The organism is Halorhodospira halophila, assembly GCF_016653405.1.
GTDB lineage: Bacteria > Pseudomonadota > Gammaproteobacteria > Nitrococcales > Halorhodospiraceae > Halorhodospira > Halorhodospira halophila_A.
Map to the genome: position 1 here is coordinate 1 of NZ_NHSN01000001.1, position 15,640 is coordinate 15,640.

Consider the following 15,640-nt stretch of genomic DNA (forward strand, 5'->3'; position numbering starts at 1 on the left):
TGCCGTCCAGAGGACGAGCGCTAGTGTCGGGTAGTGGAGTTCCATGGGTGCTTCTCTTGAGCATCGCCACGGCATAGGAGGGTGACGCTCATCGCTCGCTCCCTGGGCGATTGACAGGATTCCGACGAGCAGCATGCGGGATCCGGTGCGGTCGTGCCAAGCCCATGCAGACCGCCGAGGCGTGATTCCACAAAACCTGTGGGGAACCGTGTGGAGAAAGCCGACTGAGCCCACAGCCGATCCGCTGTGCCGCGCCCTATTTGGTGGACATTAGAGGCGTCGATAACTGCGGAAGAGGGGAGCCAAGGGAGGAGCACAAGGGGCGTGCCCTGACCGCGGTGCTGGTGATCGCGGGATCGGATCATCTACCCTCGGCCGTATCGGGGCGCTGACAGGGAGTCTGACCTGCGATGACCGGGAACCACTCGAACGGCGCCGTGGGGGTGCTCCGGGCGCTCACGGACTCGCTGACGGTACGGGACAGTCAGGGTCTCCTGGAGGCGGCGATCAGCCAGGCAGGCGAGTCGATCGTTATCACCACCGCAGAACTTGAGCCGCCGGGGCCGCAGATCGTCTACGTCAATGAGGCCTTCACGCGCATCACCGGCTATACCCCAGATGAGATCGTGGGGCAGACGCCACGCGTGCTGCAGGGGCCAGACACCGAGCGCGAAGTACTGGACCGGCTCAAGGCGGACCTGAACAGCCACGGCTGGTTCGAGGGCGAGACCTGGAACTACCGCAAAGACGGCTCCCGCTACCGGGTGCGGTGGAACATCGCCCCTGTCGGTACCCCGGACAACGAGACCCGCTACCTGGTCGCGGTGCAGCGGGAGGTCACCGAGCTTCGCCGTCTCGAGGCCGAGCGGCTCCACTACCATGCGAACTTCAACCTCCGCACGGGGCTGCCCAATCGCAAGTACACGCTGCAGCTACTCGAAGATGCGCTGGACCGCGCCGAGCGGTCTGACCTGGATCTCGCCGTGGTAGCCGTCGAGATCCGCGACTTCTCCACCATCACCCAGGGTATGGGCGAGGAGTCCGGCGATGCGCTGCTCGATACTCTGACCTTCGGCCTGCGCAATCAGCTCACTGGCCAGCCCCACTTCCTCGGCGTTGCCGCCCGCGGGCGCATCATCGCCGTCCTTGAGCGGCTCTCGGAGGCGGAGCAGCACTTCACCGGGCTCCTCCACGAGCTGCTCGAGGGGGTCAACCGGGAGCTGGCTATCCACCGCGACCAAGCCCCGGTCGCCTCGGCGTGTGCCGGGGCGGCACTCTTTCCCAAGGACGGCCAGGAGGCTGGCGCGCTCCTCGGCCAGGCCGAAGCAGCCGCGGCCAACGCCCTCGCCACCGGCACCTCCAGCATCAGGCTTGCCGACGCGCAGGCTGGTGTGCGGCTTCGGGAGCAGCTCACGCTCCGCGCCGACCTCCAGCAGGCGGTAGACAACGCGGAACTTTACCTGGCCTATCAGCCGCAGGTCGATCTCGGCTCGGGGCGCATCGTCGGTGCCGAGGCTCTCCTGCGCTGGGACCACCCGGAGCGGGGCCCGATCTCGCCCGGAGTCTTCATCCCGATCCTTGAGGCGTCAGGGCTGATCAACCGGGTTGGTGAGTGGACGCTGGAGACGGCGGCACGCCAGGCCCGGGCCTGGCTGGAGCAGGGGAATCCGATGCAGGTGGCGGTCAACCTCTCGGCGCGGCAGGTGCACGCCGGTGATCTGGTCGGCTCGGTCTCCCGGATCCTCGACGAGACTGGGGTACCCCAGGGCGCCCTGGAACTGGAGATCACCGAGACGCTGCTCCTTGACCTCGACGCGGATACCCAGGCGGTCTTCGAGGAGCTCTCGGCCATGGGCGTCCAGCTGGCACTGGATGATTTCGGCACCGGCTACAGCGCCCTGGCCTATCTCCAGGCCCTGCCGCTGACCACGCTCAAGATCGATCGCGCCTTTGTCGGCGGCATCGGCAGCTCCGCCAAATCCGAGGCCCTAGTTCGCGGGATCGTGAGCCTCTCCCGCGGGTTGGGTATGCCGGTGGTGGCGGAGGGGATCGAGACAGACGCGCAGCGCGCTTTTGTCCAAGGGCTCGGATGCGAGCGCGGCCAAGGCTTCGGACTAGGGCGCCCCATGCGGGCGGATCAGCTTACCGAGATCCTTTTCGGTGGGGGACCATTGGGCGTTTCATAGCGCGGGCCCACGACTAATCGGCGCCATCCAGACCCATCTGCCAGAAATCGATCTCCAGACGGGTCGCATCCCGGAAGACCTCCGTCAACTCGTCGAAGCGGCTGCGGGTCACCTCCGCCAAGCGGGTGTTGAGCCACGCCCGTTCGGCCTGCATGCCCGCCTGGAACTCCTCGCTCTCGTACATGGCAATCCAGGCGTCGTAGGGATTGGCGTCGCCGCGGACGGTGTCCGGCTGCGCATTGAGCCAGTTGGCGATCTCCCCGTAACCCACTAGGCAGGGTGCCAGGGCCACATGCAGATCGAGGAGGTCGCCGCGGTTGCCGGTGTCCAGCACGTACCGGGTGTAGGCCATGGTGGCTCGTGCCTCGGGCAGCTTCGCCAGATCCGCTTCCGAGATGCCCCACTCGCGGCAGAAAGACACGTGCAAACCAAGCTCCACGTCCAGGATCGTCTTCATACCCGCATGGGCCTGGCGGAGATCCTCCAGGTTGCGGCTCTTGTAGGCCGCCAGGGCGTAAGCGCGGGCAAAGTGGGTCAGGAACAGGTAGTCCTGCTTGAGGTAGTGGCGGAAGGCCTCCGCGCTCAGGGTGCCTTGACCGAGCGTGCGTACAAACTCGTGCTCGATGTACGCCCGCCAGTCCTGTTCGCAGGCCGCGACCAGGTCATCGAACGTGAAAGCCATCGTGCTTGCCTCCCTGTGGCGCGGTGCTCCGGGTTCTCAATCCCGCTTTCAGGATACCAGCCCTTGACGCTCTCGCTCGTGAGTGGCCCGAGGCGGTGAGCAGAATCTGTCCATCGCTCGCGAACCCGCGCAGCGCGGGGCTGCACCGGGTGTCTCCACACGGTTTTCCACAATAATTGTGAAAACCCGCCGGTCCATGCTGGTAGGCTCGTAGACCGATAAGCGGCGGAGCGAGCAAAGGGGGGCATGGTGAGCGCATGGAGTCTCTGGTTGGGTGGGGCGATCGTCCTAATCCTGACGGATCTTTTCCTCTTCGGCGGAGCGAGCGGTGTGCTGCTCGCTGCGGCGGGCATGGCGCTTTTCGGGATGGGAGCCGCGCTGTTGGGTCTGTCCTGGGAGCTGCAGATCCTCACCGCCGCGCTCTCCGGGGTGGTGTTGGTGCCGCTGGCGCTGATGTTGCTCCGGCGCTGGACGCCGGGGCAACTGACGCAGGGCGTGGACGACCCGCGGGTGCGGCACCAGACGTTTCGGGTCCACCTCGATGCCCGTGGCGATCCGCGGGTCCACATCCTCGGTGATGAGTTCGGTGCACGCCCCTGGTCGGCGGACATGCAGCTCGAGGAAGGGGCCGCGGTCCGACTGGTTCGCTTTGAGGGCACGACGGCGGTCGTAACCCGTGAGGACGGGGGTGGTTCCGGAACCCCCCAACAAGGACGCAAAGGTGAGCACCATGAATGATGCCGTGGCGATTCCCGAGGTGACCTCGATTCTGGTCGTACTGATGGCGGTGCTGCTCATCGCCATCCTCGTCAAGGGTCTGGTGATCGTCCCGCAACGCCATGCGATGGTGATCGAGCGCCTGGGTCGTTACCACCGGACGCTGGAGGCGGGGCTGAATCTGATCATCCCTATCCTCGATCGGCCCCGTCCGATCACGATTGTCCGCTATCGCGACAACAAGAAGAGTATCGATACGGAGAAGCAGATCGACTTGCGTGAGGTCGTGCTCGACTTCCCCAAGCAGGAGGTCATCACCCGCGACAATGTCGGGGTGCGCATCGACGGGGTGCTGTACTACCAGATCATGGACGCCCAGGCGGCCATTTACGGCGCCGAGAACCTGGTCCTTGCCGTCCAGACCCTGGCGCAGACCTCGCTGCGCTCGGAGATCGGGCGCATGGAGCTCGATCAGATCTTCGAGTCCCGTCAGGAAATCAACGGCCGGCTGCAGGCGACCATGGATGAGGCCGGCAACAAGTGGGGCGTGAAGGTCAATCGCGTCGAGATCCGCGATATCGACATCCCGGATGACATCCGCGAGGCCATGAACAAGCAGATGGCCGCCGAACGTGCCCGGCGCGCCGAGGTGCGCGAGGCAGAGGGCTACAAGCAGGCAGAGATCCTCAAGGCCGAGGGCGACAAGGAAGCCGCCGTGCAGCGGGCCGAAGGCGAGAAGCGGGCCATCAAGCAGATCCTCGAGGCTGCCGACGACGCCGACGGCCTGGAGTCGCGGGATGCGATGCGCTACCTGATCGCCCAGGGCTACATCGAGGTGCTGCCCAAGGTCGCGCAGGACGGGGAGCGGGTGTTCCTGCCGCTGGAGGTCACGAGCCTGATGGGATCGGTGGGCGGTATTCGCGAGCTGCTGGGGCCAGCGACGGGGGCTGCGGCGGCTTCAAGCCAGTCCGGTTCCGGCGCCGGTGGATGAGCGGCCCGGCCGGACGATCCCCCACCTGCGGAGTTGGAGATAGCCATGAGTCAGCCTTTCGAGTCCGTCAACGTCCTCGGCCAGCCCCTCGCGCCCTGTAGCACTCAGCCTTTGACCGGCTTCTACCGGGACGGGTGCTGCAATACCAGCCACGAGGATTTCGGGATCCATACGGTCTGCGCCCAACTGGACGAGGCGTTTCTGGCCTTTACCCGGGAGCAGGGCAATGACCTGACGACCCCCAACCCCGTCATGGGGTTTCCCGGCCTTCAGCCTGAGGACCGGTGGTGTCTGTGCGCGGGCCGCTGGATGGAGGCCTACCGCGCTGGAGTGGCTCCCCGGGTGGATCTGCACGCCACGCATGCCGAGACCCTGGCCGTGATCGACCTCGAGACGCTGAAGGCCTACGCGCTGTGAGTGAGGGGCAAAGCCCACGGGCTCGGCGCTCCGGTTTGCGCTTGGCAACCGGAGCAGGCCATTGTGCCCTGGCGGCGCGCCATCTGGGGCAGGGCGTGCTGCTGGCGGTGGATCACGCCGGTTGCGAGAACCGCGTCGATACCTATAGCCGTCAGGCCACGGTGCCCTTGAACTCTCCCAGTATCCGAAGGTCCTGCGCCTGCTCCTCCTCAAGCACGATATCCTCATAGCCTGGGCTCAGGGTGTCGCAGGCCAGGGTAATCCGTGAGTGCTGCCATTGGCCGTCGGCCGAGGTGATCTTCTCGCTGGAGTACCGTTTTACGGTCAGCGCGGAATGGTTGTCCGGATCCTGGATGTCCCGGTGGTACGCGAGCACGACCCGGCCTTGCCGCGATCCACCAGGGTTGGCCTCGAAGAGGCACAAGGCGCCATTGGGGATGCGCCGATTCATGGACTCTCCTTTGATCCGCGCGACGAACAAGCCGGGGCGGGCGCGGTAGAGTTCCGGCAAAGCAATCCAGGTCTCGGTCCCTTCAAGGCGCTCCGCCTCGGCGAATCCCTCCCGAAACTCTCCGGCAGCGACCTCTAGTTCGATAAACGGCACGGCGTTATCTGCTGGTGTGACCGCTTCGGCGGGAATCGTACGCGGTTTCCCGTCTGTTTCGGTCGATGGCTGTTCATCGAGATGGATGACCGGCGGCGGCTGCCACGCCGAGGCCTCCGTCTCGTCCGAGGATTGTGAGAAAGCGGCTTCGATCTTCTGCCGGAAGTAGGCCTGTGTCTCCGCGTCCGTGCAGTGGATCAGGCACCCCTTGAGGCCGCGGCTCATCAGCGTCCGATAGGTGTTCTTGATAATCGCGTCTGCCCGGGCATCGCACTCTTCCGGAGCCTCCTTGCGAGCGGTCTTGTAGCCGTGAAGGGATCGGTCCGTGCGGGCCCGTTTCGAGGGCTGAGTCACGACGTGGCCGTTGCGCACGATCAGGTCGGGGCCAATGATGACCCCCACGTAGTCCATCTCCAGGCCCTGCACTGTGTGAATACAGCCAACCTGATCGATCGAGTGCGCCTTCTCCAGGTAGCGCCCCTCGTCCTCGTAAAGATTCCACCGCATGAAGAAGTTTTCTTCCGGGAACGTGATATCCCACGCGCTGGGATCCTTCTTGCTGGCCCAGTCCCAACAGTAGCCGGCAACCAAGCGAGCCCTGGAACCGTTGCCTTCCAGTTCCAGAATGCGCTGATAGAGGGTGCTGGGGGAGTCAACGGCCTCAAGGTGGTAACGGATACCTTGCAGGTCGTCCTGGGCCGTATCGCGGAGCTGAAGAACCTGATCGAGCCACGCCAGGTAGCCATCAGAACCGCTGCAGCGGAACTGGGACTGCAGTACGGCGCGGTGGATGGTGGCCCCTCGGCGCGTGCCCAGCGTTCGATTTCCTCGATGGAGCCGGTATCGTTCCACGTTACCTGCTGCGCCTCATCGACGAAAAAGACGCTGGTCCGGGCCGCCCGGATGATGTCCCGGATTTGGTTGGTTCCGGCACGCTGCCACTGCGAACGCTCCTGTAGGCGGTGGGCTTCGTCGACGAGGAGCCCATCCAGTTCGTCACGCTCCGCCTTGTCATAGGCGGCAGACCCTTTGAAGAGGTTGCTGAACCGGGTCTTGGTCAGGGTGCCCGTCAGTCGGCCTTCATAGACCTGCCGCGGTGCCCGGTTTGGGGTGACGTAGTGGACGGTCTGGTGGCGCCTGGTCAGTTCAACCAGCAGGTTGATGGCGACTACGGACTTTCCCGTGCCGGGGCCGCCTTCAACGATCAGCACCTGCTTGTCGGATCCCTGGGCGATGGTCGCGACTTCCAGGGCGGCCTCGTAGGCAACCTTCTGGTCGTCGATCATCAGGAAGTCTCGATTGCCGCGGATCAGGCGGGCGAGGGAGCTGGCCAGGTCTTTGGACGGTCGAACGCGTCCTTGCTCGATGCGATACAGGACGCGGCGATGGTCACCGTGCCGGACGTGCCTTCGAATGAACTCGCGCAGCCGTTGTATATCGTGCCGGAGGAACAGTGGTGCGCACTGCAGATAGCGGTCGTAGAGGGGGTCCTGAAGGCCGCTGCCGTCGGTGCAGTTGTGCAGATATGCGCACGGGGTCAGCCGGATCTCGTCGTTCTGCACCGTTTCGTTGTAATCCTCCAGCAGGGTGCTGTAACTCCACGCCTGGTAGGAGGGGTGAGTGGTCTCCCGGATCCCACCGCCAAGGCGGGTGCGAACGATGGCATCCTTACCGGTCGCCTCGGCGTGCTGCCATTGCTTGAGCTCGATGATGACGCAGGACTCGCGGTGCTCCTCATCGAGGCCGGATATGATCACGTCCACCCGCTTGGATGTCTGCGGGATGCGGTACTCCACTGCGATGCCAGCGTCATCCGGGATGTGCGGGTCCTCGACCACGTTCTTCATGTAGTTCAGGGACTCCTCCCAGGATCTGCGCTCGCTCTTGCTGACCCCGCCCATACTGCGTCGGGTCATGGCTGTGAGGATGCGATCCGAAATCCGGTTATCCGCCACATCCGTGAGGAAGGTGCTCTTGTCGCCGCTATAGACAAGCATCAGGGTCGTTAGAGATCGGTGTACTTGTCAGACCGCCCGAAGGCGCGGTCCGGCGGATACTTGGTTTCGTTTTCGGCAATCTTGTCGCGGACGGCCGCCGCAAGATCCAAGTCCAGCCGGTTGGCAAGGAGCATCGTATAGATCTGGACGTCCGCCAGTTCACGACGCACTTCCGCCAGCTTGTCCGCCGGCAGGCTGTCGGAAGCCTCGTTGCTCAGCCATTGGAAGTGCTCGACGAGTTCCCCGACCTCGCCGGTCAAGGCCATGGCCAGGTTCTTCGGGGTATGGAACTGCGACCAGTCGCGCTCGGCTACAAAACTCTGTAGCTGCTGCTGAAGCTCTCGGAACGACTCTGGATCTTGGTCGGACATGGGGCCTGATTGTTCATCGTCGGGCGAAGAAACGTCCCTGCAACGTGCTCCCTGCTGCCGGAACGACGTGTACGCAGGACCCAGAGGGTATCATCCGGTGAATCGCTTGGAAGCGTCACTGCGGGGAAGCGTCCAGCAGGCCATCACTCATGACCTTACGGCCCCGGCTGGCAGCTCCGCAACAGCGCCGTGCCGGAAGAATCCGACCCGGGCCTCAGTGAACGGTTGACGCCGCATGGATTGCAGCGTTGGGTGCAAGCCGATACGGTGGACACTTAAGGAAATGTTGCGTCGGTAGAGGCAACGGGCCACCCAGCGACGCTATCAGGACACAAGGACGGTCGTTTGATGCATCTCGCCTTCACCCCCGGCACCTTGTTGGGGGTAGCACCCATCCCAGCGGCACCAGAACCACAAAGCGTCTCGCTACCATGCGTGTCGATGGACTCCTGTGCCTGAGGCCGGTACCCGGCGGCTACCTGCCTCTGGGAACGCCGTGACGATGTACCACTTGGACGCGCCCCTTCAAGAACCGTCGCAACGGGCCCTCCAAGTATCTCCGTTGCCCTGGCTTGCCTGGTGCTGCGCAGCTCCCTCTTACGGCACCGGGGACCACCAACGCAATCGCCTCATCTCCGCGTTGCGGGATATACAGAATCAGGCCCAACCGGGATACACGGAATCTGTCGATACAGCTGTTATATCGTGTCCACCGACCTGGGATAACTGGCAATGCTTTACTACCGATACAGACCGCCATCGGAACTAAGCTTCAAGGAGTTGCTCTATAGCGAACTGTACTTCTCTTCCGCCGCAGAATGTAACGACCCATTCGATAGTGCGGCATTCTACAAATTCCCGGTAGATTACGATCGGTGGTACAGGTTTTTCGCGTGGGCGTTCCGGGACCTTTCAGCGCAGGAACCTGCAGTGGCTGACGCGCTTGCAAGGCAGATGTGTTCCAACGGCGAACTGACATTCGATGAAGCCACCGATCTTGACTACCGTGAAATGCTTAGATCGTCCGCTGGCATCGACAATCCTATTGTTCAAATCGCAATGGCGCAGTGCATTTATCGGGCGTACGAGACGTACAAACCAGAAGAGAATTATTTCGTCTCATTCGCGAGAGTTCCGGATGAACCTCTGCTTTGGTCCCACTACGCGGGGCGTCACGAGGGATTCTGCTTAGTATTTCGGAGCGTCAATTCGTCGATTTGGCAGTACAAGGAGGGTTTGAAGCGATCTATCACCAGAAAAACGCCGAGAAGCTTCTCGCCAAACATCAGTCAGGGGCTCCCGGAGTCTTTTACGATCCGTGACATCACTTATGAAGAACAGCCCGACTACTTAAACGCATTTTATCGTTTTCCGGAGTCGGTCGCTAATGTAGACCTTTCAGAGCAAGAGCGTCGAGATCTCGCTTCTAAGCAACAAAAACATTACTTTACGAAGAGTAGGTCTTGGGAGTATGAGTGCGAATCCCGTATAACGCTACGCTCCCCAGCGTCGTGGCTTTTCGGGGAACGCGTCGAATATTCTCGCCAAGAGAGGCTGTTCCGTTTTGAACCGTCCCAGTTAGTGGGCGTAATCCTAGGTGCGCGTGCGTCTTACGAAACAAGGGAGAGAGTTCTGGAGATCGTAGCAGAACGGGGAGATGAAGTGAGTGCGAGTCGAGACTATAAAAGGACAATATTTGATTGCCTCGTCCAGCAGGCAGAACTTTCGACGCGCGGCCGGCAAATAGTCTTGAAACCCACTCATATATTCGGTCTAGGTGATTGCCTCACACCTGAAAACAAGGGGTTTGAAAAACGGTTGAGCGATTGGGAAAAAGGATGCGGATTGCAGTTCGACGGAAAGAGGGGCGCGAGAAAGGTATTTGCAGGAGATCTTGAATAATATAACTCAACGCTCGAGGTGACGCTCGCAAACTCGCGCACCTCAGCTTCCCGTTCGGCGTCATGAGGAACGTTACAAAAAAATGAAACGCTTGATCGACTTGTCAAGTGAAGAAGCAAGGACTCACTTCCTTAAGGGAAGCAGCTATTTTAACGGTGATATGCCGAGCTACATTAGCTTTGAGCCGATTTTGAAGGACGTTGCGGCTGTTCTAAACGGCGGGACGTTTGCCCGGTTGAAAGAGAGCAATCCAGCTGAACTCCCGGATGTCAACTACAACTTCATTGCCAACAAAGATGGTAGGTTCGCTTGGCGTCCATACGAGCTCATGCATCCAGCGATATACGTTTCGCTTGTAAACGTCATCTGTGATGAGGATAACTGGGCCGTAATCAAGGCTCGCATCGCAGAGTTCGAAGACGGGGTCATCGATTGCTGTAGTGCTCCTGTGATGTCGGTTGATCACCAGGGCGATGTTGCCACCCAGATAAAGAGCTGGTGGCAAGCTGTAGAGCAGCGTTCCCTAACGTACTCCTTGGAATATAGCCATCTACTTCATACCGATGTAACCGACTGCTACGGATCGTTGTACACACATAGCATTGCCTGGGCCATTCATGGGTTCGAAGAGGCGAAAAATAAAAAAAGCAAAAACTCCTTGCTTGGAAATAAGATCGACTTTCACATCCGGTCTAGCCGTCACGGCCAGACGAATGGAATTTCCCAGGGCTCTGTTTTAATGGATTTCATCGCCGAAATCGTACTTGGGTATGTTGACGAGCTCATAAATTATGAGCTAGGAAGTCGCACTGATATCAGAATTCTTCGATATCGCGACGACTATCGTATCTTCGCAAATAGCGACGAAAAAGCAGAGTCAGTGCTCAAGGTCGTAAGCGACAAGTTGCGAACCGTAGGGATGAAATTAGGCGTTTCTAAAACCTTTTCCTCCCGAAACGTCGTGGATGGATCAATTAAACCGGATAAGCTCGCAGGACTTGAACTTCAAGATCTCGGGACCGATAACGCCAAAACTATCCAGAAACAATTGATGAGACTCCATGCATTTGGTCAACGGTATCCGAACAGTGGCGCTCTCCGCCGTCTAATGGGCGAATTTCACGCCAGCGTGTCTAGTCAATCGAGCGCGCCGGATGACCTTGAGGTACAGGTTGCCATAGCGACTGATATCGCCCATGTGTCTCCAGCAACGTTCCCAGCAGTTGCTGGCATTCTAAGTCATCTAATTTCACTGGCTCCTGGCGAAGAAAAGGAAACATTGTGGACAAAGGTTCGCGACAAGTTGAAACGCGTTCCGTATAACGGGTATCTTGAAATCTGGCTACAACGTGTCACGCAGCCGAAGGCAGTAGGGATCCAGTTTGAGAGCGATGAACCTATATGCCAAATAGTTAACGGCGGCGAACCTCAATTATGGGAATGCGGATGGGTCGCCAGCGAGGCACTAAGAAATGCGATTGACGTCAAGAAACTGGTTGTGGCTGATGTGGAAGGTGAGAAGGAAGTGATCAGCCCAGAAGAAATTGAGCTTTTCAAACAGAATGCTTGGGCGTATTAGCAGTCAGGCTGGACATGCCGTGCCAAAGACGCCGAACAAATCGTTACAGCGGACGTTTGATCCGGCACGCACTTTTGCTTACGTAGAAGTACGCGTGGCCTTAATCGCCGCTGAGCTCAGGGGTTCGGCAATATCGGGGAGGGGGTTACCATGAGCATTGAATACCTAGAAATACCAAAATGCCCGAAATGCTCCGACGGTCACCGTTACAAGCTCAAGGTTGAGCGCTCGATGGTGATAAAGATGATGACCGAGGCGGACTTTGATGAGCCTCAACGAAAAGTGCGACTTACTCGCATTTTTACATGCCCAACAAATAGTGAAGAATTCCAAGCGCGTTTTGTACTTACAGACACGTCCTCTGATCGCATAAAGAACGTCTCTGTTGTTGGACTAGCAGATGGCAACGAGTAAAGATCGTGGGCCTAGCGTAGAGTTGGAGGAAGTAAGCGACATTACGCCTCACAACAAGGCGCTTTATGAAGCCGGAAAAAAGCTATTAGTTGATTCCGTCGACGTCGGTCGTGAATTCTGCAAATTCATGACGACCACCACCATTGGGGCCATTCCAATATATATCGCACTGTTGAAACTGGTTCTGCCAAAGGATTATTCCTTACAGTCAAGTGAGGCGCTGGTTTTTTTGGCTCCCCCGGTTTTGTTTTTAACGGCGGCGGTTGTATTCGTGATCGGTTACTTTCCAAAAAGGGGAAGCCTTTCTTTAGATCTGCCGTCAGAAATCGAGCGAGAGAGATCAAGAACTATTCGGCGCCGTCATGGGTACTCACTTTTTGCTTTCTCCGTGTTTTGTGTAGGCATCCTTTTAAGTTCGTGGATCCTGATCAACAGGTTGGCGGTCTGAGGGGAATGCTGAACAACGCCATCAACTCGGACAGTGAAAAGCGGCGCGCCTGCGTGGCACTCCTTTTCACTGCCGGTTATGGCGGACGTTATCGCGCCGAGCAAAGCTCAGCGTATCTCGCAGGGTGGAACCCCCTTCGTCAGCGTGGTTGGAACCTCAGCCGTTACAGTCTTAGACTAATGTTCGGGGTCGTGTGAGCTTCTGACCGAGCACTTCGGCCAAGCTTTCAGCTGAATACAGAAGGGGAGGGAGCGTCCTCGGTCACACCGAACGTAGACGGAATCCTTCCCTAACCCCTTGCAGCAGTCTGTGAAGCGAAGGGTTCCGACTCGGAGACGGCTCTAAGCCGTTGATTTGGTTGGTGGGCGGCGCTGGGATCGAACCAGCGACCCCTGCCGTGTGAAGGCAGTGCTCTCCCGCTGAGCTAGCCGCCCAACTCTTGAGCTGCGCAGTGTACCGGCGCCGTCTCCCTGCGTCAAATGGGGCGCGTGGGCGGTGGTGCATTTGGTAGCATACGCGCCTTCAGCACGGGGAGAAGAAGGAAGACAGGCCACCATGACCATGATCCGCACGCGTTTCGCGCCCAGCCCGACAGGCTACCTGCACATCGGCGGTGCCCGGACCGCTCTCTACTCCTGGCTGCACACCCGCCGTCACGGGGGCCGGTTCGTGCTGCGGATCGAGGACACGGATCGCGAGCGCTCCACGCCGGAGGCGGTCAACGCCATCCTCGAGGGCATGGCCTGGCTCGGGCTCGATTACGACGAGGGCCCCTTCTACCAGACCGAGCGCTACGACCGGTACCGCGAGCACCTGCAGACGCTGCTCGACTCCGGGCAGGCGTACTACTGCTACTGCACCAAGGATCGTCTGGAGCGGCTGCGCACCGAGCAGCAGGCGCGCAAGGAGAAGCCGCGCTACGACGGCCGGTGCCGGGATCTGGATGGGCCGCCTTCCGAGGACGTCGCCGATGAGCCGGTGATCCGCTTCCGCACGCCGCTGGAAGGTCACGTGGTGGTCGAGGACGCCATCCGCGGCAAGGTCCAGTTCCTCAATTCGGAGCTCGATGATCTGGTCATCGCCCGCGGCGATGGCTCCCCGACGTACAACTTTACCGTGGTGGTCGATGACCTGGAGATGGGGGTGACGGATGTCATCCGCGGTGATGACCATCTGAACAACACGCCGCGCCAGATTCACCTCTACCAGGCCCTGGGGGTCGAACCGCCGCGCTTCGCCCACGTGCCCATGATCCTCGGTGAGGACGGCAAGCGCCTGTCCAAGCGCCACGGCTCGGTCAGTGTGCTGCAGTATCGCGACGAGGGGTATCTGCCCGAGGCGCTGCTCAACTACCTGGTGCGGTTGGGCTGGTCCCACGGCGATCAGGAGGTCTTCGGTGTCGAGGAGCTGATCCAGCTCTTTGACATCAACGACGTCAACCACTCGGCGTCGACCTTCAACCCCTCCAAGCTGCAGTGGCTCAACCAGCAGCACATCATGCGCGCGGCGCCGAATCACATCGCCCGCCACCTGGGGCCGTTCCTCGCCGAGCGGGGCGTGGACCCTGCCGAGGGGCCGTCGCTGGAGGCGGTGGTGCGCACCCAGCAGGAGCGCGCCAAGACGCTGGTGGAGATGGCCGACAACAGCCTGTTCTTCTACCGCCGCCCGGAGGCCTACGAGGAGAAGGCCGCGCGCAAGAACTTTAAGGAGGGCACCGCCGAGATCCTCGAGCACTGCCAGCACCTCTTTGTCGGGCTGCCGAGCTGGGATGCCGAGTCGATCCACGGGGTGGTCACCGAGGCGGCCGAGGCCTTCGAGGTGAAGATGGGTAAGGTGGCCCAGCCGATTCGGGTGGCGGTCTCCGGCGGTGCCGTCTCGCCGCCGATCGATGCCACGCTGGAGCTGCTCGGGCGCGAGGAGACCGTGGCGCGGCTCAGCGCGGCCGTCGACTGGGTTCGAGAGAATGTGGGGTAAATGGCTCCGAGGGGTGTTGACGACCCCCGGGGCCATCCCTAGAATACGCACACATAACGCAACGGGGCCATAGCTCAGCTGGGAGAGCGCCTGCATGGCATGCAGGAGGTCGGCGGTTCGATCCCGCCTGGCTCCACCAAACAAGCAGGGCGATACAGTCCTCCGCAAAGCCCCGAGCCGGTTTCCGGCTCGGGGCTTTTCTTTTTTCGGGCGCCCGCCGCGGCTCAGGGGTGGGCCGCGCTAAGCTCCAGCCGGGCGACCTCCACCCGCGCCTCGAACGCTGCCCCGTAGGCCACCACGGCCACCGACGTGAGCCGTGCCGGATCGAGGTCCGCCTGCAGTCCCCGTGGTTCGAAGGCCGTGAAGGGGACCACGACGTCCTGCCAGTCTTCCGCGACGGCCAAGGGGGCGCGGTAGTGCTGCCACGGTTGGTGGGTGTCGGCGCTTCGCACGTGCAGGTAGTACGGGCCGGGCGTTCCGCGCACGGTGACGCCGAAACCCGACCATGCGGAGGCGTCGAAGCTTTCACCGGATGGGGCGAGGGGCAGTCGGCTCTGGATGAACCCGCCGTTGTTCTCGAGCCGGACCTGGCCGCTGAGCCGGAGGGCTGGCCCCCGGTCCGTCTCGACGATGCCGGCGTGCATGTCCGAGCGCCCGCCCATGACCCGGTCGGTGAACCCTTGCCAGGCGGTGCCGATCGCCGCCCGGCCGTCCGCGGCGGTGAAGTCGTCCAGGAGGTAGGCGGCGGGTGATTCCGTTCCGGACATGGCGGGCTCCTTCCGGGGCTGGATGGCTGCGGGCCAGTGGTCCGCGATGGTGATCTCAGCTTATCCGCGGGCGTGGCCGATGGCCAGGGTGGCCCGGCGGCCCTCGGCGCGCCGGCAGGGTAGATGCCCCGTGTTTTGTGGGCTGTCTGATGCTAGGCTGAGATCTAGAATTGTTCCAGACAAACACGGCGAGGAGCCCACGATGACCGCATCCACCACACGACCGGTCGTATTCTTTGATGGGCAGTGCCCCGTCTGTAGTCGCGAGATCGGCCTCTATCAGCGCCTGGATACCGCCGGAGCGGTGGAATGGCGCGATCTGCACGCACCGGGGGCGCTCGACGACACCGAGCTGACCTGGGATCAGGCCATGCAGCGCTTCCACTGCCGGGACGCCGATGGCGTGATGCGCAGCGGCGTGGACGCCTTTGCCCTGGTCTGGTCCTATCTTCCCTACTGGCGTTGGGCGTCGCGGGTCGTGCGCGGGCTGGGGCTGGTCAGGCCCATGGAGCCGCTTTACGATTGGTACGCACGCCGTCGCTACAGCCGGAGCTGCTCGGTGCAGGGGGACTGCCGCTAGGCGCAGGGGCC

13 protein-coding genes, 2 tRNA genes and 1 pseudogene are annotated in these 15,640 nt (G+C 61.3%); 11 read left to right on the plus strand and 5 right to left on the minus strand.

The annotated features are described in order from the left end of the window. The first annotated feature begins 410 nt into the window (after positions 1-410). A complete protein-coding gene (locus CCR79_RS00005) occupies positions 411-2,186 on the plus strand; it encodes a putative bifunctional diguanylate cyclase/phosphodiesterase (RefSeq protein ID WP_201167050.1) in 1,776 nt (591 codons plus the stop codon). Between the two features lie 13 nt (positions 2,187-2,199). On the opposite strand, the gene tenA is transcribed toward CCR79_RS00005, so the two are convergent. Beyond that, positions 2,200-2,868 (minus strand): thiaminase II, encoded by a 669-nt coding sequence (gene tenA / locus CCR79_RS00010; RefSeq protein WP_201167053.1) that lies wholly within the window; start codon positions 2,866-2,868, stop codon positions 2,200-2,202. A gap of 249 nt (positions 2,869-3,117) precedes the next feature. On the opposite strand from tenA, the gene CCR79_RS00015 reads away from it, so the two are divergent. Genes CCR79_RS00015 through CCR79_RS00025 form a run of 3 tightly spaced genes read left to right on the plus strand, consistent with a single transcriptional unit; the run spans position 3,118 to position 4,993 of the window. Beyond that, on the plus strand, positions 3,118-3,606 hold the full coding sequence (locus CCR79_RS00015; RefSeq protein WP_201167056.1) for an NfeD family protein: 489 nt from the start codon (positions 3,118-3,120) through the stop codon (positions 3,604-3,606). Further along, on the plus strand, positions 3,599-4,576 hold the full coding sequence (locus tag CCR79_RS00020; RefSeq protein WP_201167388.1) for an SPFH domain-containing protein: 978 nt from the start codon (positions 3,599-3,601) through the stop codon (positions 4,574-4,576). The genes CCR79_RS00015 and CCR79_RS00020 overlap by 8 nt, the downstream gene beginning before the upstream one ends. A gap of 45 nt (positions 4,577-4,621) precedes the next feature. After that, a complete protein-coding gene (locus CCR79_RS00025; RefSeq protein ID WP_201167059.1) occupies positions 4,622-4,993 on the plus strand; it encodes a DUF2237 family protein in 372 nt (123 codons plus the stop codon). 151 nt (positions 4,994-5,144) lie between these two features. Here CCR79_RS00025 and CCR79_RS13860 read toward each other — a convergent pair. Then, a pseudogene (locus tag CCR79_RS13860) lies at positions 5,145-7,594 on the minus strand (DNA/RNA helicase domain-containing protein). A gap of 8 nt (positions 7,595-7,602) precedes the next feature. Beyond that, entirely contained in the window at positions 7,603-7,965 is a 363-nt protein-coding gene (locus tag CCR79_RS00035; protein ID WP_201167062.1) for a nucleotide pyrophosphohydrolase, read from the minus strand. A 930-nt stretch (positions 7,966-8,895) separates the two neighbouring features. On the opposite strand from CCR79_RS00035, the gene CCR79_RS00040 reads away from it, so the two are divergent. The 4 genes from CCR79_RS00040 to CCR79_RS00055 all read left to right on the plus strand — a co-directional run bounded on the left by CCR79_RS00040 (position 8,896) and on the right by CCR79_RS00055 (position 12,308). Beyond that, positions 8,896-9,867 carry a DUF2971 domain-containing protein gene (locus tag CCR79_RS00040; RefSeq protein WP_201167065.1) on the plus strand — a complete coding sequence of 324 codons (972 nt, stop codon included), beginning with the start codon at positions 8,896-8,898 and terminating at the stop codon, positions 9,865-9,867. A gap of 82 nt (positions 9,868-9,949) precedes the next feature. Then, positions 9,950-11,446 (plus strand): RNA-directed DNA polymerase, encoded by a 1,497-nt coding sequence (locus tag CCR79_RS00045; RefSeq protein ID WP_201167069.1) that lies wholly within the window; start codon positions 9,950-9,952, stop codon positions 11,444-11,446. Positions 11,447-11,596: 150 nt separating this feature from the next. Further along, entirely contained in the window at positions 11,597-11,860 is a 264-nt protein-coding gene (locus tag CCR79_RS00050) for a hypothetical protein (protein ID WP_201167071.1), read from the plus strand. Continuing rightward, the gene (locus CCR79_RS00055) at positions 11,847-12,308 is read left to right on the plus strand and encodes a hypothetical protein (RefSeq protein WP_201167073.1); all 462 of its coding nucleotides are present in this window, start codon (positions 11,847-11,849) and stop codon (positions 12,306-12,308) included. Before CCR79_RS00050 ends, CCR79_RS00055 begins: the two co-directional genes overlap by 14 nt. Before the next feature lie 359 nt (positions 12,309-12,667). Here CCR79_RS00055 and CCR79_RS00060 read toward each other — a convergent pair. Next, a tRNA-Val gene (locus CCR79_RS00060) sits at positions 12,668-12,742 on the minus strand. 121 nt (positions 12,743-12,863) lie between these two features. Here CCR79_RS00060 and gltX point away from each other — a divergent pair. Continuing rightward, on the plus strand, positions 12,864-14,282 hold the full coding sequence (gene gltX, locus CCR79_RS00065) for a glutamate--tRNA ligase (protein WP_201167075.1): 1,419 nt from the start codon (positions 12,864-12,866) through the stop codon (positions 14,280-14,282). A 63-nt stretch (positions 14,283-14,345) separates the two neighbouring features. Then, positions 14,346-14,421 (plus strand) — tRNA-Ala (locus CCR79_RS00070). 85 nt (positions 14,422-14,506) lie between these two features. Here the strand turns inward: CCR79_RS00070 and CCR79_RS00075 are convergent. Further along, positions 14,507-15,049, minus strand: a complete 543-nt coding sequence (locus CCR79_RS00075; protein WP_201167077.1) for a CIA30 family protein — start codon at positions 15,047-15,049, stop codon at positions 14,507-14,509. 202 nt (positions 15,050-15,251) lie between these two features. On the opposite strand from CCR79_RS00075, the gene CCR79_RS00080 reads away from it, so the two are divergent. After that, a complete protein-coding gene (locus CCR79_RS00080; protein WP_201167079.1) occupies positions 15,252-15,629 on the plus strand; it encodes a thiol-disulfide oxidoreductase DCC family protein in 378 nt (125 codons plus the stop codon). Positions 15,630-15,640 lie beyond the last annotated feature (11 nt).